The sequence below is a fragment of the Rhodopseudomonas sp. P2A-2r genome (genome assembly GCF_026015985.1).
Taxonomy (GTDB): Bacteria; Pseudomonadota; Alphaproteobacteria; order Rhizobiales; family Xanthobacteraceae; genus Tardiphaga.
This window is the reverse complement of sequence record NZ_CP110389.1, coordinates 2,826,848-2,849,473: the sequence shown is the minus strand read 5'-3', so window position 1 is coordinate 2,849,473 and position 22,626 is coordinate 2,826,848. Positions and strand designations below refer to the sequence as shown.

Annotated in this window: 30 protein-coding genes, 1 tRNA gene and 2 pseudogenes; 14 read left to right on the top strand and 19 right to left on the bottom strand. The window is 65.6% G+C overall.

The window, feature by feature from the left end:
- Positions 1-82 precede the first annotated feature (82 nt).
- Positions 83-853 (bottom strand): rhomboid family intramembrane serine protease, encoded by a 771-nt coding sequence (locus tag ONR75_RS13465; RefSeq protein ID WP_265083648.1) that lies wholly within the window; start codon positions 851-853, stop codon positions 83-85.
- Positions 854-1,418: 565 nt separating this feature from the next.
- Here ONR75_RS13465 and ONR75_RS13460 point away from each other — a divergent pair.
- The 4 genes from ONR75_RS13460 (at position 1,419) to ONR75_RS13445 (ending at position 4,051) form a co-directional block, all read left to right on the top strand.
- Positions 1,419-1,976 carry a PAS domain-containing protein gene (locus ONR75_RS13460; RefSeq protein ID WP_265083037.1) on the top strand — a complete coding sequence of 186 codons (558 nt, stop codon included), beginning with the start codon at positions 1,419-1,421 and terminating at the stop codon, positions 1,974-1,976.
- A 98-nt stretch (positions 1,977-2,074) separates the two neighbouring features.
- Positions 2,075-2,689, top strand: coding sequence for a PilZ domain-containing protein (locus ONR75_RS13455; RefSeq protein ID WP_265083647.1), 615 nt, complete (start codon positions 2,075-2,077; stop codon positions 2,687-2,689).
- Positions 2,690-3,019: 330 nt separating this feature from the next.
- Entirely contained in the window at positions 3,020-3,643 is a 624-nt protein-coding gene (locus ONR75_RS13450) for a transglutaminase-like cysteine peptidase (protein WP_265083036.1), read from the top strand.
- Between the two features lie 216 nt (positions 3,644-3,859).
- The gene (locus tag ONR75_RS13445) at positions 3,860-4,051 is read left to right on the top strand and encodes a hypothetical protein (protein WP_265083035.1); all 192 of its coding nucleotides are present in this window, start codon (positions 3,860-3,862) and stop codon (positions 4,049-4,051) included.
- A gap of 19 nt (positions 4,052-4,070) precedes the next feature.
- Here the strand turns inward: ONR75_RS13445 and ONR75_RS13440 are convergent, their stop codons facing one another.
- Positions 4,071-4,319 carry a hypothetical protein gene (locus tag ONR75_RS13440; RefSeq protein ID WP_265083034.1) on the bottom strand — a complete coding sequence of 83 codons (249 nt, stop codon included), beginning with the start codon at positions 4,317-4,319 and terminating at the stop codon, positions 4,071-4,073.
- A gap of 245 nt (positions 4,320-4,564) precedes the next feature.
- Here ONR75_RS13440 and ONR75_RS13435 point away from each other — a divergent pair, with 245 nt between their 5' ends.
- Complete coding sequence (locus tag ONR75_RS13435) at positions 4,565-5,377, top strand: dienelactone hydrolase family protein (RefSeq protein WP_413776516.1); 813 nt, start codon at positions 4,565-4,567, stop codon at positions 5,375-5,377.
- Between the two features lie 44 nt (positions 5,378-5,421).
- Here the strand turns inward: ONR75_RS13435 and ONR75_RS13430 are convergent, their stop codons facing one another.
- The 3 genes from ONR75_RS13430 to ONR75_RS13420 form a co-directional block, all read right to left on the bottom strand.
- Entirely contained in the window at positions 5,422-5,586 is a 165-nt protein-coding gene (locus tag ONR75_RS13430; protein ID WP_265083032.1) for a hypothetical protein, read from the bottom strand.
- Positions 5,587-5,681: 95 nt separating this feature from the next.
- Positions 5,682-6,062: a hypothetical protein gene (locus tag ONR75_RS13425; RefSeq protein ID WP_265083031.1), complete on the bottom strand. Its 381-nt coding sequence runs from the start codon at positions 6,060-6,062 to the stop codon at positions 5,682-5,684.
- A gap of 133 nt (positions 6,063-6,195) precedes the next feature.
- Complete coding sequence (locus tag ONR75_RS13420; protein WP_265083030.1) at positions 6,196-6,537, bottom strand: hypothetical protein; 342 nt, start codon at positions 6,535-6,537, stop codon at positions 6,196-6,198.
- A 149-nt stretch (positions 6,538-6,686) separates the two neighbouring features.
- On the opposite strand from ONR75_RS13420, the gene ONR75_RS13415 reads away from it, so the two are divergent.
- Genes ONR75_RS13415 through ONR75_RS13405 form a run of 3 tightly spaced genes read left to right on the top strand, consistent with a single transcriptional unit; the run spans position 6,687 to position 7,414 of the window.
- Entirely contained in the window at positions 6,687-6,968 is a 282-nt protein-coding gene (locus tag ONR75_RS13415) for a hypothetical protein (protein WP_265083029.1), read from the top strand.
- A gap of 37 nt (positions 6,969-7,005) precedes the next feature.
- Positions 7,006-7,272, top strand: a complete 267-nt coding sequence (locus ONR75_RS13410) for a hypothetical protein (protein WP_265083028.1) — start codon at positions 7,006-7,008, stop codon at positions 7,270-7,272.
- Positions 7,244-7,414, top strand: coding sequence for a hypothetical protein (locus ONR75_RS13405; RefSeq protein WP_265083027.1), 171 nt, complete (start codon positions 7,244-7,246; stop codon positions 7,412-7,414). The genes ONR75_RS13410 and ONR75_RS13405 overlap by 29 nt, the downstream gene beginning before the upstream one ends.
- An 87-nt stretch (positions 7,415-7,501) precedes the next feature.
- Here ONR75_RS13405 and ONR75_RS13400 read toward each other — a convergent pair whose 3' ends face one another.
- The 4 genes from ONR75_RS13400 to ONR75_RS13385 form a co-directional block, all read right to left on the bottom strand.
- On the bottom strand, positions 7,502-8,032 hold the full coding sequence (locus ONR75_RS13400; RefSeq protein WP_265083026.1) for a gamma carbonic anhydrase family protein: 531 nt from the start codon (positions 8,030-8,032) through the stop codon (positions 7,502-7,504).
- 57 nt (positions 8,033-8,089) lie between these two features.
- The gene (locus ONR75_RS13395) at positions 8,090-8,380 is read right to left on the bottom strand and encodes a helix-turn-helix domain-containing protein (protein ID WP_265083646.1); all 291 of its coding nucleotides are present in this window, start codon (positions 8,378-8,380) and stop codon (positions 8,090-8,092) included.
- Positions 8,266-8,664, bottom strand: a complete 399-nt coding sequence (locus ONR75_RS13390; RefSeq protein WP_265083645.1) for a type II toxin-antitoxin system RelE/ParE family toxin — start codon at positions 8,662-8,664, stop codon at positions 8,266-8,268. Before ONR75_RS13390 ends, ONR75_RS13395 begins: the two co-directional genes overlap by 115 nt.
- Before the next feature lie 153 nt (positions 8,665-8,817).
- On the bottom strand, positions 8,818-9,147 hold the full coding sequence (locus ONR75_RS13385) for a DUF6949 family protein (RefSeq protein WP_265083025.1): 330 nt from the start codon (positions 9,145-9,147) through the stop codon (positions 8,818-8,820).
- A 226-nt stretch (positions 9,148-9,373) separates the two neighbouring features.
- Between ONR75_RS13385 and ONR75_RS13380 the strand changes: the two genes are divergently transcribed.
- On the top strand, positions 9,374-10,087 hold the full coding sequence (locus ONR75_RS13380; RefSeq protein WP_265083024.1) for a hypothetical protein: 714 nt from the start codon (positions 9,374-9,376) through the stop codon (positions 10,085-10,087).
- A 25-nt stretch (positions 10,088-10,112) separates the two neighbouring features.
- Here the strand turns inward: ONR75_RS13380 and ONR75_RS13375 are convergent, their stop codons facing one another.
- Genes ONR75_RS13375 through ONR75_RS13365 form a run of 3 tightly spaced genes read right to left on the bottom strand, consistent with a single transcriptional unit; the run spans position 10,113 to position 12,126 of the window.
- Complete coding sequence (locus ONR75_RS13375; protein ID WP_265083023.1) at positions 10,113-10,715, bottom strand: hypothetical protein; 603 nt, start codon at positions 10,713-10,715, stop codon at positions 10,113-10,115.
- 5 nt (positions 10,716-10,720) lie between these two features.
- On the bottom strand, positions 10,721-11,350 hold the full coding sequence (locus ONR75_RS13370) for a hypothetical protein (protein ID WP_265083022.1): 630 nt from the start codon (positions 11,348-11,350) through the stop codon (positions 10,721-10,723).
- The gene (locus ONR75_RS13365) at positions 11,347-12,126 is read right to left on the bottom strand and encodes a MotA/TolQ/ExbB proton channel family protein (protein ID WP_265083021.1); all 780 of its coding nucleotides are present in this window, start codon (positions 12,124-12,126) and stop codon (positions 11,347-11,349) included. The genes ONR75_RS13370 and ONR75_RS13365 overlap by 4 nt, the downstream gene beginning before the upstream one ends.
- 219 nt (positions 12,127-12,345) lie before the next feature.
- Here ONR75_RS13365 and ONR75_RS13360 point away from each other — a divergent pair, with 219 nt between their 5' ends.
- Both ONR75_RS13360 and ONR75_RS13355 read left to right on the top strand, forming a co-directional pair.
- Positions 12,346-13,740 (top strand): sensor histidine kinase, encoded by a 1,395-nt coding sequence (locus ONR75_RS13360; RefSeq protein ID WP_265083020.1) that lies wholly within the window; start codon positions 12,346-12,348, stop codon positions 13,738-13,740.
- Positions 13,737-14,387, top strand: coding sequence for a response regulator transcription factor (locus ONR75_RS13355; RefSeq protein ID WP_265083019.1), 651 nt, complete (start codon positions 13,737-13,739; stop codon positions 14,385-14,387). Before ONR75_RS13360 ends, ONR75_RS13355 begins: the two co-directional genes overlap by 4 nt.
- 105 nt (positions 14,388-14,492) lie before the next feature.
- Here ONR75_RS13355 and ONR75_RS13350 read toward each other — a convergent pair whose 3' ends face one another.
- From ONR75_RS13350 to ONR75_RS13335, 4 genes are all read right to left on the bottom strand, one after another.
- Positions 14,493-14,711, bottom strand: coding sequence for a DUF3126 family protein (locus ONR75_RS13350; protein WP_265083018.1), 219 nt, complete (start codon positions 14,709-14,711; stop codon positions 14,493-14,495).
- Between the two features lie 131 nt (positions 14,712-14,842).
- On the bottom strand, positions 14,843-15,670 hold the full coding sequence (gene cysE / locus ONR75_RS13345; RefSeq protein WP_265083017.1) for a serine O-acetyltransferase: 828 nt from the start codon (positions 15,668-15,670) through the stop codon (positions 14,843-14,845).
- A 220-nt stretch (positions 15,671-15,890) separates the two neighbouring features.
- Entirely contained in the window at positions 15,891-16,643 is a 753-nt protein-coding gene (locus ONR75_RS13340) for an alpha/beta fold hydrolase (RefSeq protein WP_265083016.1), read from the bottom strand.
- 51 nt (positions 16,644-16,694) lie between these two features.
- Positions 16,695-17,783: a hypothetical protein gene (locus ONR75_RS13335; protein ID WP_413776466.1), complete on the bottom strand. Its 1,089-nt coding sequence runs from the start codon at positions 17,781-17,783 to the stop codon at positions 16,695-16,697.
- Positions 17,784-18,080: 297 nt separating this feature from the next.
- Here ONR75_RS13335 and ONR75_RS13330 point away from each other — a divergent pair, with 297 nt between their 5' ends.
- Together ONR75_RS13330 and ONR75_RS13325 are read left to right on the top strand one after the other, a co-directional pair.
- The gene (locus tag ONR75_RS13330; protein WP_265083014.1) at positions 18,081-18,326 is read left to right on the top strand and encodes a zinc-finger domain-containing protein; all 246 of its coding nucleotides are present in this window, start codon (positions 18,081-18,083) and stop codon (positions 18,324-18,326) included.
- A gap of 9 nt (positions 18,327-18,335) precedes the next feature.
- Positions 18,336-19,515 (top strand): annotated as a pseudogene (locus ONR75_RS13325) (FAD-dependent monooxygenase).
- Positions 19,516-19,537: 22 nt separating this feature from the next.
- Here the strand turns inward: ONR75_RS13325 and ONR75_RS13320 are convergent.
- Positions 19,538-19,939 carry a twin-arginine translocation pathway signal gene (locus ONR75_RS13320; protein WP_265083013.1) on the bottom strand — a complete coding sequence of 134 codons (402 nt, stop codon included), beginning with the start codon at positions 19,937-19,939 and terminating at the stop codon, positions 19,538-19,540.
- 215 nt (positions 19,940-20,154) lie between these two features.
- On the opposite strand from ONR75_RS13320, the gene ONR75_RS13315 reads away from it, so the two are divergent.
- A tRNA-Leu gene (locus tag ONR75_RS13315) sits at positions 20,155-20,241 on the top strand.
- Between the two features lie 47 nt (positions 20,242-20,288).
- Here ONR75_RS13315 and ONR75_RS13310 read toward each other — a convergent pair.
- Both ONR75_RS13310 and ONR75_RS13305 read right to left on the bottom strand, forming a co-directional pair.
- On the bottom strand, positions 20,289-20,486 hold the full coding sequence (locus ONR75_RS13310; RefSeq protein ID WP_265083012.1) for a hypothetical protein: 198 nt from the start codon (positions 20,484-20,486) through the stop codon (positions 20,289-20,291).
- 241 nt (positions 20,487-20,727) lie between these two features.
- Positions 20,728-22,294 (bottom strand): annotated as a pseudogene (locus tag ONR75_RS13305) (ABC transporter substrate-binding protein).
- Positions 22,295-22,626: the final 332 nt, after the last annotated feature.

The following is a 22,626-nucleotide window of genomic DNA, read 5'->3' as shown; positions in this document are numbered from 1 at the left end:
TGCGCGGGTCACGCCGCAAGCGTGATTTGCCTGACCGGGCGATGATGAATGAAATCAGCAGCCCCCGCAAGGCGGCAGGCCGTCAGTGCGGTTCCGCCAGGTCGGACGACGGCGCATCGAATTCGCGCGGCAGGCGCGGAATCGGATCGAACAGCGAGAACAGCAACAGGCCTGCGAAGAAGCCGCCGATATGCGCCTGCCAGGCGACGCTGGCGCCTTCGGCGCCGATGGCGATCGATCCGACGCCGAAGATGATGTTGGTACCGAACCAGATCGCGAGAAATGCCAGCACGCGCGGATCGCGCAGCGAGCGCAGCAACGGCAGCGCCGGCACCCGCGCGGCCTCGTCGGCGTCGCCGCGGTTGAACGACAGGAAGCTGCCGCGCACAAAGGCAAAGCGGATCGCCGCCGCCATCGCCCCGGACACCGAGGCGGAGGCGCCGATCATCGGCGCCAGCGCGTGCTCATGCGTGAGCAGATGGGCCGCCGCGCCGGCCGCAGCGGTTACCGCCATGAACAGGAAGAACCTGACCGCGCCGAAGCGGCGCGCCAGCGCGCTGCCGAACGGCAACAGCCACAGCACGTTGAAGCCGATATGGCTGAGATTGGCATGCAGCAGCGAGTAGCTGACGAAGGTCCAGATCTTGGCGGGCGTGCCGCCGGCAAACGGCATCGCCAGCAGGGTCTGGTCGTAACGCTTCGGGATGAAGGCGAACAGTCCGAACACGAGGTCGTCGAGATCGAGCGGCAGCAGCGCGCACACGCCGTGAATGATCGCCAGCAAGGCGACATAGGCGGTCAGTGCGCCCGGCAGGGTCAATATCGGTTCACGCGGGGGAGCGGAGGAGTCCAAAATCAAAGACCTATCAGGGTGCTGATGCGAGCGATCGGCCCAAATAGGCGGCTTTGGCCGGGCGGCGCAAGCGCAGGATCGCTGCAGAACCGCATCGCGCGGTGAAAAACAGAAAAAGGGAGAGCGTTGCGAACGCTCTCCCTTTGACTGGACCGGCCTTTTCGCGCGGGCGGATGACGGGGACAGCGGATTGCCGCTTGTCCCACCCTGCCCGCACGACGACCAAACCTGTTTTTAGCCACCCTGTCATCGTGTGCCCTGCGAGCCCTGAGAAAGCCCGCAGCGCCATGGAATGGCCGCAACCTACCGGATTGCGCTGCCACGCCAAGCACATCGTTAATCGAGGGTTAACGGCCGCCGCGCCGGCGCCCGAACCCTAACAACAGCTTAAGATCCGTCGTTAATTTAACCTTAACATCGAGATCCCCCGGCGCGCAGCGGCAAAGTCCCGGCTCCGGCATGGACGCTGCAAAGCCCCTCTTGCACAACAATTGAGGGGCACGCGACGCCCGATAACGGGACAGAAGTGTCCCCGAAGGGCCGCGTGCAAGTCGGGACTGAGTGAATGAAGCATCCATCGAGTCGCGAATTCTTTGCCTATTGGGACGAGAAGCGCGGCGTCAATCGCGCGCCGGACCGCAGCGAGATCGAGCCCGGCCCGGTGCGCGAGCTGCTCGGCGACATCTTCGTGCTGTCCTATGACAAGGACGGCGGCTTTCCGGTCCGCGTCGCCGGCACACGGGTCTGCGCCCTGCTGGCGCGAGATCTCAAGGGCGATGCCTTTCCGGCGCTGTTCAACGCGGAAAGCCGTTCCGAGATCGAGGACATCATCACCGTCGTCGCCGAGGAGCTGCTGGTGGCGGTCGCCGGCGTCACCGCGACCACCGAATTCGGCGCCAGGGCGCATCTGGAATTGCTGCTGCTGCCGTTCAGCACCCGCGCCCACACCCCGATTAGCCTCACCGGCCTGCTGGCGCCGCTCAGCGAGACCCACGGCCGGCTCGGCGAATTCCAGCTCACCTCGTTCCGCTACCTGGCGCACCCGCCGCAGCGCTTCGTGCCGCGCGCGCTGCGCCGCTGGCAGGCCGCGCGCGGGCTGATGGTCTATGAGGGGCTGCGCTGACGCCGGCGCACCCGCTGGGCGAGCGACCGCTAACGGGGCATTAACCCTGACAACCGTAGGGTTTGGTCACCTCGACCCGCTGGACCGGCACGGCACTGATGGCGTTCGCCCACAAACAATCCATTATTCCCGGCGCCGAAGAGCGGCGGCGCTTCCAGCGCGTGAAGGTTCATCTGCTGGGCCGCTACATGCTGCCCGACCGCCGCGAGTTTCCCTGCCAGGTCATCAACATGTCGCCCGGCGGCCTGGCGCTGCTGGGACCCGGCATCGGCAATATCGGCGATCGCGTGATCGCCTATCTCGACCATATCGGCCGGGTCGAGGGCAAGGTCACCCGCATTATCGACAACGGCTTTGCCATGAGCGTGGGCGCCACGCCGCGCAAGCGCGACAAGCTGGCCGCACAGCTGACCTGGCTGGCCAACCGTGACATCCTCAACCTGCCGGAAGACCGCCGCCACGATCGCATCGTGCCGCGCAATCCGATCGCGCTGCTCACCCTCGAGGACGGCAGCCGCATGAACTGCCGCATCATCGATCTGTCGCTGTCGGGCGCCGCCATCTCCGCGGAGAGGCGCCCGCCGCTGAACTCGATGGTGACGCTCGGCGCGGTGAAGTCGCGCGTGGTGAGAAACCTCGAAGACGGCGTCGCGCTGGAGTTCGTCCACCAGCAGCCCGCCGAGACACTCGAAGACAGCGTCAACGTCCGGTAAACGGCCGGCCCTCCCAACCCTCTCTTTTACCGGCAGACACAGGCGCTATCCGCATCGGCGGATACCGCCGTGCGGGCGTTTCGCGACGGTCCAAGCGGTTAACGCCGGCGGCAATGCGGCGCCGAAACCGCGGTTTTGCGCGGCACAACGGTTAATCCGTAAAATTTGAATCGAATTCCGACGGCGACAATCTGAATCGAAGCGCGCCCAACTATAGTTTCGAAATCGTGCTGTCTTTGGCCGGCATTCGCTTCAATTGTAGTCGCTCGATTTAGCGGCGCCGCAAAGCCTCTGTGCAAAACATGGTCCCAACAAGAAACGGGGGCCACAATGTTTGGTAGCAAGGGGCGTCGGACGGGAATGGCAATAGCCGCCGTCCTGTTGGGAATGGCGACGACGGCACATGCAGGCGACGAACGGCTTTATGCAAGCCTGGGCGACAGCACGCGTGCACCGATCGGCTGGGTCGAATTCTGCGCGGACAATCCCGGCGATTGCCGCGGCGGCGCGACCCAGGCACGCGACATCGTTATCACCCAGACCGCGTGGAAGGACCTGCTGCGGGTCAACCACTGGGTCAACGAGACCGTCAAGCCGCTGACCGACATGGATCATTGGGGCGTGATCGAGAAGTGGTCGCTGCCGACGGATGGCTACGGCGACTGCGAGGACTATGTGCTCTTGAAGCGCAAGATGCTGATAGATGCGGGCTGGCCACGCGAGGCACTGCTGATCACCGTGGTGCGCGACAAGAAGGGCGAAGGCCACGCCGTGCTGACGGTGAAGACCGACAAGGGCGAATTCGTTCTCGACAACCAGAATGAAAACGTCGTTGCCTGGACGGAGACCGGCTATCGCTTCGTCAAGCGGCAGTCGCAGAGCGACCCCAATGTGTGGGTCTCCCTCGGCGACTCCCGCCCGGCAGTGGCAACGGCCAGCGCCCGCGGGCACTAGCGCAACAGAATTCGGAGACACGCGACCCGGTCACATTCCCACCCCTCTCCGTCCCAGACCGGATCGCGCGCGGCCAGCTTCTCCCCAGAAGCTGGCCGCAACTACGTTTGAGACTGATTTGACTCAGGATCATCCCGGGGGCTTCAACGCTGAACATTCGGCGCCTGATCGCGTTGAATGATGATGAGCAAGACTCCACCGAAAACTGAGCGACCAATGGGCCTGCAGCCGCAAAAGCTGGTGCCGGGTATCGCGATGATGCCGCTGATGCCGGTTGCAGGCGATGAGCCGAGCGGACCGGCACAGCCACGCCCGGAACCGTCGCGGGCGGATTCGGTGCAGGCCGCCAAGGCGAAGATCATGCGAAGAAAATCGCTGCGGAAACAGCGCGCCGCCCGGAGTACTTAGCCGTCAGCAATCGCGACGGTCAGGCGTTTCGATTGCGATCAAAATCGCGGAGGAACGACAGGCCGTGAACGGTGAGGCGATGATGGTCGTGCTCGCCGTTAACGTAGAGCCTGCCGAGGTGCTGCGAGAGCTTCTCACGCGCGCCCTTCGGTTCGGTGCGATCCGCAATCGCCTCATAGATGCTGATGGCACGGTCAACGGCCTGGATGTTCATCGGTCTGTCCAAAAGCGTTTGGCGGCGCTGGGCCGCCCGGTCATGGCCGTCCATGCAGCCATCGCTGGGGTAAAGCGGGGCTGACGGGTTCGTTCCGAAAAACCGATGGAACCAGCTGCACAAATAGCGTTCAGCCGCGCCGTGGGTTCCTCGCGCGCTGGTGATTTGCGTTTCGCGCGGCCGCTACGCTTATGGTCGTACCATCTCATGCTGGAGCGTTGCCCATGACTGCAGAGCCGATCCTGACCGCCGATATCATCGGACTGACCAAAACCGCGCCGTTCTCGCGCCGCGGCTTTATGACCGCCTCCGCCGCAGTCGCGGCCGGCTACACGCTGGCCGCCGGCCCGGTGCGCGCCGAGGTGATCACCACCGACACCACCGGCCTCGACGTCGGCACGGCGAAGATCAAGGTGGCCGATGGCGAGATGCCCGGCTACTTCGCGCGGCCGAAAGGCGTCGCCAATCCGCCGGTGGTGATCGTCGCGATGGAGATTTTCGGCCTGCACGAATATATCCGCGACGTGACGCGGCGGCTCGCCAAGCTCGGCGCTTTCGCCATCGCGCCGGACTACTATTTCCGCAAGGGCGTCGATCTCACCAAGATCACCGACATGACGCAGCTCATCCCGCTGGTGAACTCCAAGCCGGATTCGGAACTGCTGACGGACCTCGATGCCACCGTGGCCTATACCAAGGCCAATGGCGGCGACACCCGTCGGCTCGGCATGATCGGTTTCTGCCGCGGCGGTCGCAACGTCTGGGAATACGCCGCCCACAGCACGGAGCTCAAGGCAGCCGTGGCGTTCTACGGCCCGCCGGTGGATGCACCGAACCCGCTGTGGCCAAAGAGCCCGACCCAGCTGGCGCCGGAGATGAAGGCACCGGTACTCGGTCTCTATGGCGGGGCAGATACCGGGATCCCGGTCGCCCAGGTGGAGGCGCTGAAGGCCGCGCTGGCGGCGGCGGGCAAGACCGCCGAGTTCAAGATCTATCCCGGCGCGCCGCACGGCTTCCATGCCGACTATCGCCCGAGCTACCGCAAGGAGGCGGCCGAAGATGCCTGGCTGCAGATGCAGGCCTGGCTGAAGAAATACAAGGTGTTGAGCTAGTCGAAGGCGCGCAACGGCCGCGCCGCGATGGCCGGCCGTTGCCGTCAGCGCCGATGCGACTTGTCAGGCGGCGTACGCAAGACAAGGGCGCGCCGCCGCGCCACATGGCGGTCCAACTCGCAGAACATCCAGATGAAAGCCGTCGCCAGCCCAAAGATCGTGGCCAGGAACAGCAGCGTCAGTTCGGGGAGATTCACTGCATCCATCATGCGTCACGCGATGCAACGACTATACCAACGGCGGCACGGAGCAGCCATGCGGACCCGGCATGCAAGCCGGGTTCGCCTAGTGTGGAGGGCTGAGGTTAGCGGCACACCTCGATGCGACGAAGCCGCCAGCCATAAGGTGTCCAGATGCGACGGTTGACGAGATAGCAGCCGCCTTCGTCGTAGTAGCCGCCGTAGCCGGCAAAGGAATACGGATAGCCGTAACCGTGGCCATAGCCGGGTCCGTAATAGCCGCCATAGGCGTAAGGCGCCGCAAGGCCGAGACCGACGCCTACACCCAAGGCACCGAACCCGGCGCGACGCCAGCCACCACCGTACCAGCCGCCACCATGCCAGCCGCCGCCGTGAAAGCCGCCTCCATGAAAGCCGCCGAAACCGCCGCGTGCCGAGGCCGCCGTCGGCGCCGCCAGCGCCATCGCGGCCACGGCCATCAGAGCCAGAACTGTTTTACGAACCATCGCTGCTCTCTCCGTTTCTTCCAGCATCGCTCCGATGCCTGCGCTCTTCTCATGTGGTCTGTTTGAGCCAGAAGATAGGCAGATACCGCTGCCGCGCGATCACATCATGGCGACTGGCCGGTCGTGCCATGGATCAGCAGCCCTTGCAGATGCTCTTCACCTTGCGATCGACGGCCCGGTCCTGGGCATCGACCGCCGCATTGCCGGTCGCGGGCGCCCCATCGCCGGACACGCCCGTCCCCAATCCCGCCCCCGGCCTGCCAGTGGCATTGGCCGTGCCGGCGCTGTTGGTGCCGGGAGCGGCGCCGACGCTGCCGGAGCTGCTCATGGCGCCGCTGGTCGCGGTGCCACCCGATCCAGCGCTTGATGAGCCCGCTGATCCGCCGCCCGAACTGCCTCCACCGCTCTGGGCGAGCGCGGCGACGGGTGTGAGAAGGATGGCTAGGGCTAGCAGGACTTGTCTTGCAGTGGGCATGGGAAACTCCTTTGCGCTGTAACTCTGCACAGGCAGCCGGGTTCCTCGACATCGATCGCTCCCTGCAGACGGGATCGTGCAGGAACCTTTGCGTCATCGCGCGCTTGAGTCGGTCGTATCAGTCATAGTTACGTTGCGTGGGGTGCGTCATGTCGTGGGATCTGCGGTTCAGCGAGCCGATCGCATTGGCCAACGGCCAGCAGCTGTGCACGCTGCGCGACGCCGGCACCTACATCACCTCCCTGTCGCCCGCTGACCATGAGGCCAGAGAATGGCAGACCGCCATGCATGTGCTGATCGAGGCCGCCGACCATGCCGGGCCGGTCAGCTTTGCGCGGCTCGGCGTGGCGCAGGCGCTGCATCGCCATGAGGAGAAGGTGTTCGACCCTTCCCGCAAACAGCCGCGCTGGCGCAAGGCCGCATCGCGCTAGTCTTTTCATTCCGCGCACGGCAGGATTTCATGACGACATGCGCAAGCTGATCGACTTCGACGACGAGACCCGCGACAAGCTCACCCAGCTGGGGCGCGATCGCATGGCGACCTTGCAGGAGCTCGCCGACGAAGCCTTCGCCGACCTCCTGAAGAAACACGGCGTGCCGATCGACCTGAAGGACGCCTTGCGCAAGAGCGCAGGCGTATCGCGCAAGCGTCCATCCGCTATATCCTCCACCCCGGCGTCATCGCGCCCAGCAAGGAAACGCAGCCATGCCAGATCCGCAAAAAGATCCGTTTGAAGAAGGCGAAAGCGCCGCCGCCGAAAATATCCCGGCGGAGGCCAATCCCTATCAGGACGGCAGCGAGGAACACGCGCTGTGGAGCGCCGGCCACGAAAGCGTGGCAGGCGCCGTCGAAGCCAGCCAATCCGAGGGGACGTAGGCAGACACATCGGCCTTGCCCGACCCCTGTGATGCCCGGCCTTGTGCCGGGCGTCACCGCGTTTGAGCGGCGAGGAGAGCCTCTCCCTCAGCCGATCTTCTTCAGGCCCTTGGCAAAGCGCGGACCGTTGGCGACGTAGAACTTTGCCGCGCCGGTCATCGCCGCGGCCTGTTCCGGCGACAGCGTGCGGATCACCCGCGCCGGCGCGCCGATGATCAGCGAGTTTTCCGGGAATTGCTTGCCTTCGGTAATCACCGAGCCGGCACCGACCACACTGCCCTTGCCGATCCGCGCGCCGTTCATGACAATCGAGCCCATGCCGATCAGCGCACCATCCTCGACGGTGCAGCCGTGCAGGATGACGTTGTGACCGATGGTGCAGTTGGTGCCGATGGTCAGCGGAAAGCCCTTGTCGGTGTGGCAGGTCGAATTGTCCTGCACGTTGGAATTCTCGCCGATCTCGATCCACTCATTGTCGCCGCGCAGCACCGCGCCGAACCACACGCTGGCATTGGCCAGCAAGCGGATCCTGCCGATCACCTGCGCGGTGTAGGCAATGAAGTAATTTCCGTCAGATGGAAGCTCCGGGCCCTGCCCGTCGAGTTCGTAGATCGCCATTTTGAAAGTGTCTCCCTGTGCGGAAGACACTGCCACGGATTCAGCGCAGCGTTCAACTCAGGCGGCTCTGGCGCCACCGCGTGGCTTGACGGCAATGCTGACCTCGACGTCGCGATCGAGCTTGCCGAGGATCGAAATCATGCGATCGAGCGTGAAGCGGCCGAGCTTGGCGTTGCGAATGCGCGACAGATCGGTGTGAGACACGCCGGTTAGTTGCTCTGCCGCGCGGGCGGTCAGCTTGCGGGTGTCGAGCACGTCGATGATCTTGGCCGCGAGGATGGCGCGCGCCTGCTCCAGATCGGCATTGGGCATGCAAAAATCGCCAAAGACATTGCCGCTGCCACGCACCAACGCAGAATCATCCCTGCCCATCGCAGTGCCTCCTTCAGCCGTTTCAGCCGCTCTCTGATGCGTTCGACATCCATTTGGGGCGTCCTGATGCCGCTTTTGGATTTCTTCTGGAAGGCATCGATCACCCAGACGTCGTCGCCGATCTGCACCGCGTAGATCGCGCGATAGGCATCGCCGCGATGCTTCAACGCGATTTCGAACACGCCGCCTTCGACGCCCTTGAATGGCTTTGCGATGTCCGCCTTGCCGCCTTCAGCGGCGATCGCCAGCGCCCGCAACATGGTCAGTTGCGCCCCCGCGGGAAACGCCTCGAATTCCCTGCGAGCGGATTTCAGCCATGAAATGACGCGCGATGGCCGCATCCGCGGACGTTGGCATATTTGCCAACATTTGTAAAACCCGGAAGATCCAGTGGCAGCGCGTCCGCGTTGCGCTCAGTCGAGCAAGCCGGCGGCGCGCAGGGTCATCAGCACGAAGGTGCCGGACATCATGCTCCAGAATCCGGCCAGCACCGTCGCCATCATCACGAACTGGAAGCGGCGCTGCTGCTGCCGGGTGCCGAGCAACGTGTTGCGCATGATGATGAAGGGGGCCGCGAACACCAGGAACGGCACCGCCGCAAAAGCCTTCGGCGCGGCACCCTGCTGCAGCAGGCCGAAGCCGGCGGGACGCTGCACCAGCGCCTGATAGCCGCTGGTCAGCGCGCCAGCGAGCGCAAAGCCAAGACACAGCGAGAACAGGGAATTCAGGGCATCCGGCGACATGGCGAGTTCAACTCCAGAACAACTCCGTCCTGTCTCGCAAACCCGCGGGCGCCCCGCCAGTTTATCCTTAAGAAAGGGTTAACGCCGCGGGCGGGAACCGCGCTGCGCGCATGTCACGACGTTGCGCCCTGCGGCCCGAACCGGGCTCGCGTTAAGGATTGCGTGCCATGTTTCGCTGCTGATTCGGGGCGGTCATGGTGGATCGCCCTCCTCCCACCGTGTGTCCATGACCCTGCTTTCACCGACCCAGAACCGCCCGCGCATCCGGCGCCGACAGCGCCGCAGCCACATCGTCCCGATGCTGCTGGGCGGCCTGCTGGCCGCCGGCGCGATCGCGCTGATCGCCTATCTGCTGTGGCCGACCTGGCATTCCGGCGCCGCCACCGATCCGGAGCGGATTCCGGTCAGCGTCGGCGACACCCTGTTCAACGTGCCCGCGCATGCTTTTCGCCGCAAGGTGCAGAAACAGTCCGGGCCGCAGGAGCGCGTCGACCTCAGCTACAACTACCCGTCGCTCGAGGCCCCGACCCAGCCGCGCCGCGTCAGCGTCGAGACCTTCGATGAGAACGCCCAGCCGATCGACCGGATCTTCGTCTCGTTGACGGCGCATCACGACGCCATGTCGCCGGACATCCGGCTGCGCACGATCTATCCGCGCTACATCGACCCGGCGGCATCGACCGCGCAGGACGGGCTGACGCTGCGCCCGTTCCGCGACGGTTCGGCCTATGCCAACGAGGACCTGTTTCTGGGCGCGTCGCCGGAGCTGGTGGCGCGCTGCACCCGCGACGGCGTCACGCCGGGCATGTGCCTCAGCGAACGCCGTATCGGCGGCGCCGACCTGACCTTCCGCTTTCCGCGCGACTGGCTGGCGCAATGGCGCGACGTCGGCAACGCCATGGACCGGCTGACCACGCAACTGACCAGCCCGCACGGCTGATCGATCGCCTCACTGCGCATCCCTGCTATTGCGGCGCGTCCTTCGGCGGCAGCGTGCGGATGGGCAGCGGCGCGAACTCGATCGACTGCGAATCTCCACGCATGAAGTCGGAATCGAGCAAGCCGCCGCCGGACGGATCGCCGCCCGCTTCCGCGTTGCGCAGGGCCGCCACCGAGCCGTCGGGCGCCCCGCCCTCGCCGGAGCCGAACTGCTCGGCGCGGCCGCCCTGCGGACGACCATTGCCGATCTCGGTGCGGGCGCTCTCCACCTTGCGCGCGAGTGCCGTCGAATACGGACGCTGATAGGCACGCGGCACGCCGCTCGGGAAATTGTCGGCGTCGAGCTCCTCGACCCACAGATGCACGGCGCCCGGCTCGCCGAGCGCGCGGTTCGGCTCGACGCTGCGCGCCCACAGCAACTGGAACCGGGCCGGCAACGGCTCGGGCGCCGACCAGCCCAGCAGCCCCTCGGTCCTGAAGTAGACCGTTACGTAGAACGCGCTGGTCAGCACCACCGCGCCCGCCTTGACCGGCCACGGCAGCCGCGTCAGCGTCAACGCCAGCAGCAACAGCAAGCCGAGCAGCGCATAGCCGATGGACAGGCCGAGGATCGCGGTCTGCAGGCTCATGGCGCTCATCCGGCGTTGCGCACCTTGCGCAGGGTCTGCAGCAGCGACTTGCTGTCGTGGTTGACGTCAACGACGGTCCCGGCCTTGTCCATCACGAAGCGCACGGCGGTTTTCTCGGTGCCGCCGCGGTCGACCTCGATGGTGTCGTAGTACACCACCTGCACCTTCGGGTTCAGCTTCTCGACTTTCACCGAGACCGGCACCGGCTGCCCGGTCAGCGCCGCGAAATGATAGATGTTGACGGTATATTCGCCGGCCACCACGCCGCGAATGCTGACGATCTCCTGGCGGATCGGCGAGGGCACTTTCTGGCCGTTGACCATGATGAAATCGTTGAGGCCGCCGCGGTCGTCGCGATCCAGCACCATGAAGCCGGACTCACGGCGCCGGTACCACACCATGTTGCCAAGGGGATCCTGCACGAACATGTCGATGTCATCCGGGTGCTTGTCGGGCCAGCTCACCGTGACCAGAAACTCCAGCCGCGGATCGACCTTGCCTTCCTCGTCGCGGGTTTTGATGGCCAGCAGCGCGATGAAGAACAGGAAAGCGATCACCTGCAGCGCCTTGAACAGCATCACCCCGAGTGGGTCGAATGACGGCTCATGCGGCGCGAACTCGAATTCGTCGATCACTCCGCCATCTCCGCTGCAGATAGCTGCGTTCCACGATCGAGTCGCGCGATGACATGGACATCGATAAGCCCGACGGCGAAGGCGAACAGTTTGGCGGTGGCGTCATCCAGCATGTAGTACTGGATGCGGATCAGGATCGAGCCGAGCAAGCCGGCGAGCGTCGTATACATGGCCACCGCCATGCCCTCGCTCATCAGGTTCATGGATGATTTGATGGCGCCCTGATTGGCGGTGTCGAGGCCGGCGATGGGCGCCAGCATCATGATGAAGCCGACGATGGTGCCGATCAGGCCGAGCTTCATCAACGTATCGCCGGCGAAGGCGCCGAACGCGTTGGAGCCGCGCAGGTTGCCGGCAAGCCGGCGCAACAACAGCGTCTGGTCGAGGCGGGCCCCGTTCTGCAGGCCCGACTTCACCGCGAGGTCGCGGATATGTTCGGCGACGAGGCCCTTCGGCAAGGTGCCGACGCCATCGATCGCCACAGCGTCATCGCTGACGACGACGCGCTGCGCGCCGCCGCCTTCGAACAGCCGCGCCGCGCGACGTGCCGCAGCGCCCTCGCGCGACACCACGATGGTCCGCCACAGGCAATGCAGGGAGGCGCCGACATAAAGCAGCACGATGATCGCGGAAATGTAGGTGCGGTCGGCGGCGAGCATCTGCCGGACCAGACCGTAGTGCCAGAGCAGCACCGCGCCGAACAGGCTGAGGCCGGTGAAGATCATCCAGTGCAGCAGCGGCACGCGATCGGCTGGATCGGATTGACGTCCGGTCATTACTTCCTCGGCATCCCCGTATCGGCAGGTCTTGTATCGCGCCCGCCCTGTCCCGGTTTAGGACTGAACGCATGGCATGCCCAAGGGCATCCGGCCTGCAAAGCACCGGGCAATTTGCCCGACCGCGCGGGAAACGCTTGCCAGACCGGGGCCGGCTCATCTTAGATGTCGGAAGCGCACGTCTGAGATGCGCACGTCCCAATGCGGAGGCTCGAAGCGATGCGTCTGCTGATCCATCTCATCCTGCGTCTTGCCGCCGTCGTCGTGTTCTGTCTCGCCTGCGCCGTGGGCTGGGTCCTGGTCGATGCGCACCGCAGCATCGAGAACGACATCGCGGTGTCCGCCGACCGCGTCGCACACAACCTGCAGAACCTGTACTGGCGGCAATTGCTGTGGCGCGATGGCGTCTACCGCGATGCACTGCTGCCGCTGCCGGACTGGGAATCCATCGCCACCATGAAAGTAATCGCGCCGGGGATCTGCATCTCTTTCAAGCTCGGCGCTCAGGACCCGCACGAAATCTGCAGCCAGGTGGAAGGCATCGGCACCACCGCGCCGGGCTGGTTCGTCAGCCTCTACGGCGCGCTGTTCGGTCCGCATGACAGCGTGACCCGGCCGTTGACCATCCGTAGCCGGGACGCCGGCACGGTGGTGTCGCGCGCGGAGCCGGCGGTGGCCGTGCGCCAAGCCTGGCGTCAGGTCACCGTGATGGTGTCGGTGGCCGCCGCCATGGCGCTGGGGATCGGCCTGCTCGCCACGCTGCTGATCGGCCATGCGCTGATGCCGGCGCGCACCATCGTGCGCGGCCTGCGCCGCCTCGAACAGGGCGAGCACCGTCACCGCCTGCCGGCGTTCGGCGCCACCGAGTTCAACCATATCGCTGGCGCGGTGAACGATCTCGCCGGCCGCCTTGCTTCCACTACCGCCGAACGGCTGGCGCTCACCAAGCGCCTGTTCCAGGTCCAGGAGGAAGAGCGCCGCGCGCTGGCGCGCGACCTGCACGACGAGTTCGGCCAGTGCCTGACCGCCACCGCCGCACTGGCCGCCTCCATCGAGGCCGGCGCCACGCCGGAGCGCCCCGATCTCGTCGATGATGCCCGCGCCATCGCCCGCATCACCGCGCAGATGATGGCCACGCTGCGCGGCGCGCTGGCCCGCTTGCGTTCGCAGGACCTCGAGGATCTCGGGCTGCAGGCCAGCCTCGTGCAACTGGTGGCGCGCTGGAACAGCGGCACGGCGAACGGCGCGGTGTTCCACCTCGACGTCGCCGGCGATCTCGCCGACGTGCCGGCCGAGGCCGCGGTGAACGTCTACCGGATCGCGCAGGAATGCCTGACCAATGCGGCGCGCCACGGCAAACCGCGCCACGTGCACCTGCGCGTCGCACGCACCACCGACGTCGATGAGGCGGTGGCGCTGAGCGTGGAGGACGACGGCGGCGGCGATGCCGCGCGCATCAACGCCGCATCCGGTCACGGCATTCTCGGCATTCGCGAACGCATTGCGGCACTGGGCGGCAGCCTGTCGATCGCCGCCGCCGCGCGGGGCGTGCGGGTGGCGGCGATCATCCCGCTGATCCTGCCGCAACCGCGTGCGGCGGCGGCCGTGGCATGACCGACATCAGCATCCTGCTGGTCGACGACCATCCGGTGGTGCGCGAGGGCTATCGCCGGCTGCTGGAACGCCAGCCGGGGTTCCGCATCAGCGCCGAGGCCGAGGACGCCGCTTCCGCCTATCGCGCCTATCGCGCGGAACGGCCTGACGTGGTGGTGATGGACCTGTCGCTGCCGGGACCGGGCGGGCTGGAAGCGACGCGGCACATCCGGCAGTGGGATCCGACGGCGCGCATCCTCGCTTTCACGATGCATGCCAGCGCGGCCTTTGCACTGAAGGCGTTCGAGGCCGGCGTATGCGGCTACATCACCAAGAGCAGCGCACCCCACGAGCTGGTGCGCGCCATCGAAACGGTGATGAAGGGCGGACGCGCGCTCAGCGAGGACATCGCCCGCGAGGTCGCCGCCGAACGATTGTCAGGCCAGCGTTCGCTGGTCGACGATCTCGGCCCGCGCGAGACCGAGATCCTGCGCCTGGTGGCGTCCGGCTGGACCACCGAACAGATCGCGCAATCGCTGAACCTCAGCGCCAAGACGGTGCAGAACTATCACTACCAGATCAAGGCCAAGATCGGCGCGCGCACCGACGCGCATCTGGTCTGGCTCGCCACCGGCGCCGGGCTGGTGACGCCGGAAGGCGTTGGGTAGGACGGGATGTGCAGGATGGGTTGAGCACGTGCGAAACCCATCAAGAGCATCGCGCGGCAGTGATGGGTTTCGCCAAGACGCTCAACCCATCCTAGGCCGCGTCGCTCAGCCTTCGTCGACCAGGTCTTCTTCCAGGATCGCCATCTGGAACTGGAACGAACGGTCTTCGTCCTCGTCATCGACGAACAGCACGCCGACGAATTCCTCGCCGATATAGACCTCGGCCGAATCGTCCTTCTTGGGCCGCGGCACCACGCGGATTTTCTGGTTGCCGAACAGGCGCTTGAGATAGGCGTCGAGTTTTCTGACTTCCTGAACGTCCACAGGTGTCTCCAATGCGATTGATGTGTCGAGGATGTTGGCGAAGCTTTAAGGCGAGACGGCGCGGACCGCCAGCCCGTATCAACAAAATTCGACGGCACCGTGCGGCGATCCGGTGGGCCCGGATCGCGGCATCACAGGCCGGTGGCGTTGAGCATCTGGTTCATGGTGCGCGACGGCTCGGCACAACCGGCCTCGCCGACGATCTTGGCGGGCACGCCGGCCACGGTGACGTTGTGCGGTACCGGCTTCACCACCACCGAGCCGGCGGCGATGCGGGCGCAATGGCCGATCTCGATATTGCCGAGAATCTTGGCACCGGCGCCGATCAGCACACCGCGGCGGATCTTCGGATGACGGTCCTCATTCTCCTTGCCGGTGCCGCCGAGCGTGACGCCGTGCAGGATCGACACGTCGTCTTCGATGACAGCGGTTTCGCCGACCACGAAGCCGGTGGCGTGATCGAGGAAGATGCCGCGGCCGATCTTCGCGGCCGGATTGATGTCAGTCTGGAACACCGCAGAAGCCTGGCTCTGCAGGTACCAGGCAAAATCCTTGCGGCCCTTGTTGAGCAGCCAGTGCGCCAGGCGGTGGGTCTGGATGGCGTGGAAGCCCTTGAAGTACAGCAGCGGATCGATGAAGCGGGTGGTCGCGGGATCGCGATCGAACACCGCCACCAGATCCGCGCGAAACGCATTGCCGAGATCGGGCTCGTCGCGCAGCGCCTCGTCGAAGGTCTGGCGGATCAGGTCGCCGGACAGCGCCGAATGATTGAGCCGCTCGGCGACGCGGTGCACCACCGACTCTTCGAGCCGATCGTGATGCAAGACGGTGGAGTAGATGAAGGATGCCAGCTCGGGCTCGCGGCGAACGATGTCTTCCGCCTCGCCACGGATGCGATCCCAGATCGGATCGAGCGATGCGATCTTTGCATTCTGCGAATTGATGTTCTGGATGGACATGCTGGGCTCGCACATTCTGCTGTCGGACCGGCACTATAGCACACCGCGAACGGCTGTCGCGGCACGGCTGGCGCCATCATGAACGCGCCCCTACCCCGGAAACGCGAGCTAACACATTGAACTCGCTCACATTCCGGATCGATCGCGATCCCCTGCGACGCAGTGGATGCCTGTGAAGTGGGCGGTCGCGCGATCAAAACAAGGTGTCGGCATCCCCCGATCAGGGATGGCGCGCCAGAAAATCCAGCACGCCGGCCTTGTAGACCTTGTCGCCCACCGCGCGCATGTGGTCGCGGTTCGGGATGTCGAGCACTTCGGAGCCGGGAATCACCTCCTGCAGCGCATGCGCCGAGCCGGCGATCTCGTCGACGGTGCCGACCGCGATCAGCGTGGGCACCGAGATCCCCGCCGCATCCTCGCGCGACATCAGACGGCGCGAGCCGCGCAGGCAGGCCGCCAGCGCGCGGCGGTCGGAGCGGGTCTGGTCGGCGAAGGCGCGAAAGGTACGGCCCACGGGATCGGTGACGTCGTCGAGCGAGTCGGCTTCCAGCGCCCGCGCAACATTCTCGCCCGGACCGCCGCCGGCGATCAGACCGATGCCGAGGCCGCCGATGATGGCATTGCGGATCAGGGCCGGCTGGCTGTGGGCGAGAAAGGCGGTGATCCGCGCGCCCATCGAATAGCCCATCATGTCGGCGCGCGCGATGCCGAGATGCGCCATCAGCGCGCGCACGTCGCCGGCCATGGTGCCGATATGATAGTCCTCGGGATCGTACAGCTTGGTGGAATCGCCGTGGCCGCGATGGTCGAGTGCGATGACGCGACGGTTGTCCTTGCGCAGATCCGATACCCAGGTCGGATACACCCAGTTGACGTTCTTGCTGGAGGCAAAGCCGTGCACCAGCACGATCGGGTCGCCCTCGCCCTCATCGAGATAGGCAATTTCAACAGCGCCGTTGTGGAAGCTCGGCATCTTCAATTCCGTTTACTTATGATGGGGGATAGATCAGGCAGGCCGCGCAGTTTAGCTGTGCACGGAAGCCGCCGCCAGTGTCGGGCGCAAGGCCATTTCGTTGCGAAGCTGCTGCTCGCGACGCTGCCGCCGGACCTTGGAGCGCTGCAAGTGCGACCAGGTGAGCCGCTCTGTGGTGGCCTTGATCGAACAGACCAAGCCGAACAGCGCGAACAGCGCCCAGAACAGCCACATGGTGAGGTTGAAGGCACCCGCCGCCAGCAGCAGTGCGCCGCGGCCGAACATCTTGAACAGCGCGCGGGTCTGGCCGCCCTTGGATTCCGCAAGGCGCGCCGCGCGCGCGACGTCCTTCGGTCCCTCCGCGATGCGCAGCGTGTCCAGCGCGCCCTTGGTGCCGGCCTTTTCGCCGACGCGGCCGACATCCTTGGCCAGCCGAACCAGCCCGCCGGCCTTCTCGGCGCGGAACGCAGCCTTGACGCCATCGATGGTCTGGCCCGGTCGCATGATCGACGCATCCGCCATCGCGGTGCGCAGCATCGGCGTATCGACCACCTCACGCGCCGAGCGTCCGACAAAGGCCGTGAGCCCCTCGCCGAGTCGGCCGACCTTGCGCGCGTCCTTTACCAGCGTCAGCCCTGCCCGCACCGGTGCTGCGCCACCGACCGAAACATAGGTCGCCGCGGTGATGGCGAGACCGGCGGCGGCAAGGCCGAGAATGACGCGATCGACGTCTTCGCCCATCACCAGATGCTTGCCCTCGCGAATTGCGTCGCGGATGTCGCCGAACACGAACAGGTCGCCGGCTACCGTGCCCGACATGCTGGCGACGTCGTCGGCTTCGCCGGTGATCAGGCCGGAAGCAAAACGGGTGGCGATCTGGGTGGCGGAATTGGCTTCGGTGACGGCGTCACTGACGCGCTTCACCACCTCGTCGGGCAGCACGACATGCCGCGCCGCGGCCAGTTCGACAAAGCTCTGCGCGAGGTCGGAATCCTTCGCAGCCAGCGCTTCTTCGATGCTGCGGACCAGCACGCCCTGGTCGCGCCGCAACGCGATGTCGACCTGCGCGTCGGACAGCGCGGCCGGATCGTCCTGCGCCGTCAGCACCGCAGCTGCATCGCGGGCATGCGGCCACAGCATGACGCCAGCGACCGCGCAAACCGCCACCCCCGTCAGGACTGTATCGAGCCGCAAGCGCATTGACCGAAACCCTATTTCTGCACCTCTCTGTGGAAATGGTGTGCCGTTTTTAGGACACAACCGCCCCGACGAAAGAAGGGCTTCTCCAACACCGCATGATTGTGTCGAATCCACACGCTGGATAGATCAGCCTTGGCAGCGGCCTAGGAATCAATCTCAGCCGCCAGTATGGTGCGCCGCACTAACGGCACGGAGACGTATCATGTTCCGCAGCCGTCGCGAGCAAGGGTAAACAAGATGTCCGATCACGTCGTTCCGCACTTTCACAATGACGCCGGCGTTCCGATCATCGAGATCGGATCGAAGGAGTTCATGTGCGTGGGTGCCAACCCGCCGTTCGATCATCCGCACGTCTTCCTCGACCTCGGCAACGACAACGAGATCATCTGCCCGTATTGCTCGACGCTGTATCGCTTCGCCGCCGACCTCGGCGCGGGCGAGGCCCGGCCGCCGGAATGCGTCCTGAAAGACAAAGTCACCTGATCCCGGTTCGTGGCGCCGTCGCGCACCATCGCCGTTGCCGGTGCCGGCATCGGCGGGCTGACCGCTGCGCTGGCGATTGCCGCGCGCGGGTTTCGCGTTGTCGTCCTCGAAAAGGCTGAACGGCTGCAGGAGGTCGGTGCCGGGCTGCAGCTCTCGCCCAATGCCAGCCGGGTGCTGATCGGCCTCGGCCTGCAGTCCCGTCTCGCCCCCGATGTCATCGCACCAAACGCCGTCAGCATCATGAGCGCGCGCAGCGGCGGCGAAGTGATTCGGCTGCCGCTCGGCGAGGCCGCCGCGTCGCGCTCCGGCGGCCCCTATTGGGTGATGCACCGCGCCCACCTGCAATCGGCGCTGCTCGGGGCCGTTACCGACCATCCCGCCATCGAATTGCGGCTGGGGAGGTCGCTGGACGCGTTCGGCGTCGATACCGGCGGCGTCGTGCTCGGCGAGTATGGGCCGGCACTGGCGCTCGTCGGCGCCGACGGCGTCTGGTCGGCGGTGCGGCAGCAGTTGTTTCCCGGGATCCAGGCGCGGTTCTCCGGCCTGATCGCCTGGCGCGCCACCATCGATGCCGACCGGTTGACGCCCGAACGCGCGCCGCACCGCGTGCAGCTGTGGATGGGGCCGAATGCCCATCTGGTGAGCTATCCCATGGCCGGCGGACGGCAAATCAATGTGGTGGCGATCATGCCCGGGCCATGGAACGGGCCGGGCTGGAACGAGATCGGCGAGGCCGCCGAGATCAAGACTCACTTCGCCGCGATGGGCTGGCCTGACCGGCCGAGGATGATGCTCGACGCCGCGGAAGGCTGGCGGCGCTGGCCGCTGTGCACATTGCCCGACGGCGGCGCCTGGAACCAGGGCCCGGTGGCGCTGCTCGGCGACGCCGCCCACGCCATGCTGCCGTTCGCAGCCCAGGGTGCCGGCATGGCGATCGAAGATGCCGCAGTGCTGGCGCAATGCCTTAGCGAGACCATGGCGGGCTCCACCGATGTGGCGACGGCGCTGCAGCGCTACGCCGCCCTGCGCCGCGATCGCGTCAGCCGGGTCCAGCGCACGGCGCGCCAGTCCGGCCGAGATCTATCATTTGCGCGGACCGATGGCCCTGGCCCGCGATCTGGCGATGCAGGCGATGGGCGCGGCACGGCTGCAAGCAAGGCAGGACTGGATCTACGACTGGCGGATGTGAGCGATGGTGGCCGGGAGCCGGCTCAGCGCTTGCGGGCGGAATGGGCCGGTGCGGCTGGCGGCGGCGCGGCCGGGACCGTCGCCACGCATTTATTGCGCAGCCAGGTCTCCTCGGCCAGCTTCGAAGAGGCTCGCGCCGAGATGTACTCGTTGCCGTAGGCCACCTGGCTGACCACCGCTCCCCCGGTCCCGGTCTCGGCCTTGTCGATCAGGCCCTGAAGTTCGGCGGTGCGCGCGGCCTGCGCCTTGCGCTCGGCCTCGAGCTGCTTGCAGTCGAACTGTTCGTATTTGGCGGGGTCGACGAACGCCGCCGAGGCAAAACTGTCGCCGACAGCGGCGCAGCCGCCCAGCCCCGTCGCCAGCGCAAGCAGCGCCAGCGCCGCCGCGCGGGTCAGGTGTGGGGACGGAAAAGCGCGATCGATCATGGGACTTGCTACACCGGACACTGTTGACGTTGCGTAAACCATCGCCGGGTGACCGGATTGAGGCCGGATCGGCGCGATCGCCGACAGGTCACCGGCCGCCCGATTGGCCATCGGCTTTGCTTTGCGGCCCGGCCTCCCTTATGAGGGGCGCGCCTTGTCGGCGGGCTGCATGCCAGTTCGCCCCAACGCGCGATAGACCTGATCGGACGATCAATGCGGACGTGGCGGAACTGGTAGACGCAAGGGACTTAAAATCCCTCGATGGCAACGTCGTGCGGGTTCGATTCCCGCCGTCCGCACCAACGCCAGGCGCGCCGTGGCCGATCAAGGGCGGCCGCAGGCAGGTCGTTCAAACTCTCTGAATCTCGCCCTTGAACAGCGCCAGCGGAACAACCTTGGCGCGCAGCGCTTTCGCCTGCATCTTGCAGACGCACAAAGGCTCGCCCTTCACCTTGGTGCAGCGGCAGGTGGTGCCATAGGCGAAGTCCACCAATGCCACGATGTCCTTGGCGGCGATCGCCTGCTCCACGCGTTCGTCGTAGGTCATGCAAATCCACCTTCGCTGAAAGAGCTTGTACGTGGCGCCACCGCTGGCTGCGCCGTGCCGGCCACACTGCGAGATACGGGTCCGGCCAGTGAACCGTTTCAGCGTTGCTATACGCGACGCAGCACCACGGCAAGAGACCTGCCCTGCCCACGCCGTACCGCAGCGCCAAACGCATCGCGCCGGCCCGATCGCTCGGGCCGGCGCGAATATCGGGTGAACCTGGCCGCCGTGGCGGCGCCGGTTACTCCTTCTTGTCGATGTTCCAGAACACCGGCGTTGCCGCGCCGGGCAGCACGCCGGTCAGCGAAGTCCGCCACACGCTGGGGACCGTGTATTCGCCGAGCGGCAAATAGGCGACCTCTTCGTAGGCACGCGCCTGAACTTCCGCAGCGATCTTCTTCTGCTCGTCGGGCGAGGTCGACCGCGCGAACTTGTCGCGCAGCTCTTCGATCTTGGCGTCATCGAACCAGCCAAACCAGCCGCCCTTGGTGCCCCGGCCCGAGATCGACACGTTGGAGACCGGGTTCAGGATGTCGGCGCCGACCCAGTTGGTGAAGAACATGTTCCAGCCACCTTCCTTGACCGGCTTCTGGCTGGCGCGGCGGGTGACCACGGTCTGCCAGTCGGTGGCCTGGACCTCGACCTTGAAGCCGGCCTCGCGCAGCAGCTGCGCCGCCACGATCGGCTGTGCCTTCAGCGTCAGAACGTCGGTCGGCGCCATGATCACGACGGGAGTGCCGTCATAACCGGATTCCGCCAGCGCCTTCTTGGCCTCAGCCATGCCGCTGCCCTTGACCAGCGTGTCGCCACCGGCCTCGGAGGAGAACGGCGTGCCGCAGGCGAAAATCGAACCGCAGGTCTTGAAGTAGTTGGGATCGCCGACCAGCGCGTCGAGTACCGGCTTCTGGCTCATGGCCAGAAAGGCGGCGCGACGAACCTTGACGTTGTCGAACGGAGGATGAAGGAAATTCATCCGGCCGAGCGTCTGGTAGCCAAGCTTGTTGAGGACCTCCATCTTGAGCTCCTTGTCGGCGGCCAGCACCGGAACGATATCGAACGACGGATTTTCCAGGAAATCGATGTCGCCGGACTGCAGCGCGTTCACCGCGGTCTGCGCGTCGGGCATGGTGATCCATTCGACGCGATCGACCTTGACGACCTTGCCGCCGGCCGCCCAGCTGGCGGGCTCGGAGCGCGGCACGTAGTCCTTGTTCTTCTCGTAGACCGCCTTCACGCCGGGCTGGAATTCGGCCTGCACGAACTTGAACGGGCCGGAGCCGATCTGCTCCGGGATCGCCTTGCCCGCGGGCGTTTCCGCCAAACGCTTCGGCATCATGAACGGCACCAGCGACGACGGCTTCGCGATCGAGATCCAGCACCAGGCCGTAGGGCTCCTTCAGCGTCAACACGATGGTCTTGGCATCGGGCGCCTCGAGGCTCTTGGTGAAGTCCATGAGCTTCTGGCCCATGCCGTCGTTGCGGCCCCAACGCTGCAGCGACGCCACGCAGTCTTCGGCGGTGACGGGCTTGCCGTCATGCCATTTCAGGCCATCGCGCAGCGTGAAGGTGTAGACCAGCTTGTCATCGGAAACCTTGAAGCTCGCCATCTGCGGCTGAACCTTGAAGTTCGCGTCCATCGCCAGCAAGGTATCGTAAACCATATAGCCATGATCGCGCGTGATGTACGCAGTGGTCAGGCCGGGATCGATGACGCGCAGATCCGAATGCATCACCGCGGTGAGGGTCTTGGCATCTGCGAACGACGGCAACGCCAGCGTCACTGCAACCGCGAGGCTTGGCAGAATCATTTTCGAGTACGTCGCGGATTGCCGCCAACGTGAAATGAAGGACATGGATCTCTCCTGACTGGAATCTGATCATCGATGGATGATTCATTATGCAACGCGATAGTTTATTAGGCGGCATCAAAACGCTGCATGTTTGAGGCATCAAAGAGTTGCATCAAGCGCCTTGCGCGTCAATCGGGTTTTGCTTTCGTCAACGTTCTGCAGGCTGCAACGCCCGCGCATTTGCCAATCCGGATTCACTACTGATAAGTGGCGGCGAAAGCCGCGCGAGGTCCGCGACACCAAGCGCGCCTGACGCCGACGACACGCGTTCGAACCACGAGGAACACCGC

What these genes read in the sequence shown, in the direction of transcription:
- ONR75_RS13415 (WP_265083029.1), top strand. Translation starts at nt 6,687, where the DNA reads ATGTCGTGGGATCTGCGGTTCAGCGAGCCGATCGCATTGGCCAACGGC.
- ONR75_RS13430 (WP_265083032.1), bottom strand. Translation starts at nt 5,586, where the DNA reads ATGATGGATGCAGTGAATCTCCCCGAACTGACGCTGCTGTTCCTGGCC.
- ONR75_RS13425 (WP_265083031.1), bottom strand. Translation starts at nt 6,062, where the DNA reads ATGGTTCGTAAAACAGTTCTGGCTCTGATGGCCGTGGCCGCGATGGCG.
- ONR75_RS13420 (WP_265083030.1), bottom strand. Translation starts at nt 6,537, where the DNA reads ATGCCCACTGCAAGACAAGTCCTGCTAGCCCTAGCCATCCTTCTCACA.
- ONR75_RS13360 (WP_265083020.1), top strand. Translation starts at nt 12,346, where the DNA reads ATGCGTCTGCTGATCCATCTCATCCTGCGTCTTGCCGCCGTCGTCGTG.
- ONR75_RS13385 (WP_265083025.1), bottom strand. Translation starts at nt 9,147, where the DNA reads ATGTCGCCGGATGCCCTGAATTCCCTGTTCTCGCTGTGTCTTGGCTTT.
- ONR75_RS13365 (WP_265083021.1), bottom strand. Translation starts at nt 12,126, where the DNA reads ATGACCGGACGTCAATCCGATCCAGCCGATCGCGTGCCGCTGCTGCAC.
- ONR75_RS13375 (WP_265083023.1), bottom strand. Translation starts at nt 10,715, where the DNA reads ATGAGCCTGCAGACCGCGATCCTCGGCCTGTCCATCGGCTATGCGCTG.
- ONR75_RS13440 (WP_265083034.1), bottom strand. Translation starts at nt 4,319, where the DNA reads ATGGACGGCCATGACCGGGCGGCCCAGCGCCGCCAAACGCTTTTGGAC.
- ONR75_RS13310 (WP_265083012.1), bottom strand. Translation starts at nt 20,486, where the DNA reads ATGACCTACGACGAACGCGTGGAGCAGGCGATCGCCGCCAAGGACATC.
- cysE (WP_265083017.1), bottom strand. Translation starts at nt 15,670, where the DNA reads ATGTCCATCCAGAACATCAATTCGCAGAATGCAAAGATCGCATCGCTC.
- ONR75_RS13380 (WP_265083024.1), top strand. Translation starts at nt 9,374, where the DNA reads ATGACCCTGCTTTCACCGACCCAGAACCGCCCGCGCATCCGGCGCCGA.
- ONR75_RS13435 (WP_413776516.1), top strand. Translation starts at nt 4,565, where the DNA reads ATGACCGCCTCCGCCGCAGTCGCGGCCGGCTACACGCTGGCCGCCGGC.
- ONR75_RS13455 (WP_265083647.1), top strand. Translation starts at nt 2,075, where the DNA reads ATGGCGTTCGCCCACAAACAATCCATTATTCCCGGCGCCGAAGAGCGG.
- ONR75_RS13450 (WP_265083036.1), top strand. Translation starts at nt 3,020, where the DNA reads ATGTTTGGTAGCAAGGGGCGTCGGACGGGAATGGCAATAGCCGCCGTC.
- ONR75_RS13330 (WP_265083014.1), top strand. Translation starts at nt 18,081, where the DNA reads ATGTCCGATCACGTCGTTCCGCACTTTCACAATGACGCCGGCGTTCCG.
- ONR75_RS13355 (WP_265083019.1), top strand. Translation starts at nt 13,737, where the DNA reads ATGACCGACATCAGCATCCTGCTGGTCGACGACCATCCGGTGGTGCGC.
- ONR75_RS13340 (WP_265083016.1), bottom strand. Translation starts at nt 16,643, where the DNA reads ATGCCGAGCTTCCACAACGGCGCTGTTGAAATTGCCTATCTCGATGAG.
- ONR75_RS13410 (WP_265083028.1), top strand. Translation starts at nt 7,006, where the DNA reads ATGCGCAAGCTGATCGACTTCGACGACGAGACCCGCGACAAGCTCACC.
- ONR75_RS13460 (WP_265083037.1), top strand. Translation starts at nt 1,419, where the DNA reads ATGAAGCATCCATCGAGTCGCGAATTCTTTGCCTATTGGGACGAGAAG.
- ONR75_RS13445 (WP_265083035.1), top strand. Translation starts at nt 3,860, where the DNA reads ATGGGCCTGCAGCCGCAAAAGCTGGTGCCGGGTATCGCGATGATGCCG.
- ONR75_RS13390 (WP_265083645.1), bottom strand. Translation starts at nt 8,664, where the DNA reads ATGTTGCGGGCGCTGGCGATCGCCGCTGAAGGCGGCAAGGCGGACATC.
- ONR75_RS13400 (WP_265083026.1), bottom strand. Translation starts at nt 8,032, where the DNA reads ATGGCGATCTACGAACTCGACGGGCAGGGCCCGGAGCTTCCATCTGAC.
- ONR75_RS13405 (WP_265083027.1), top strand. Translation starts at nt 7,244, where the DNA reads ATGCCAGATCCGCAAAAAGATCCGTTTGAAGAAGGCGAAAGCGCCGCC.
- ONR75_RS13335 (WP_413776466.1), bottom strand. Translation starts at nt 17,783, where the DNA reads ATGCTGTGGCCGCATGCCCGCGATGCAGCTGCGGTGCTGACGGCGCAG.
- ONR75_RS13320 (WP_265083013.1), bottom strand. Translation starts at nt 19,939, where the DNA reads ATGATCGATCGCGCTTTTCCGTCCCCACACCTGACCCGCGCGGCGGCG.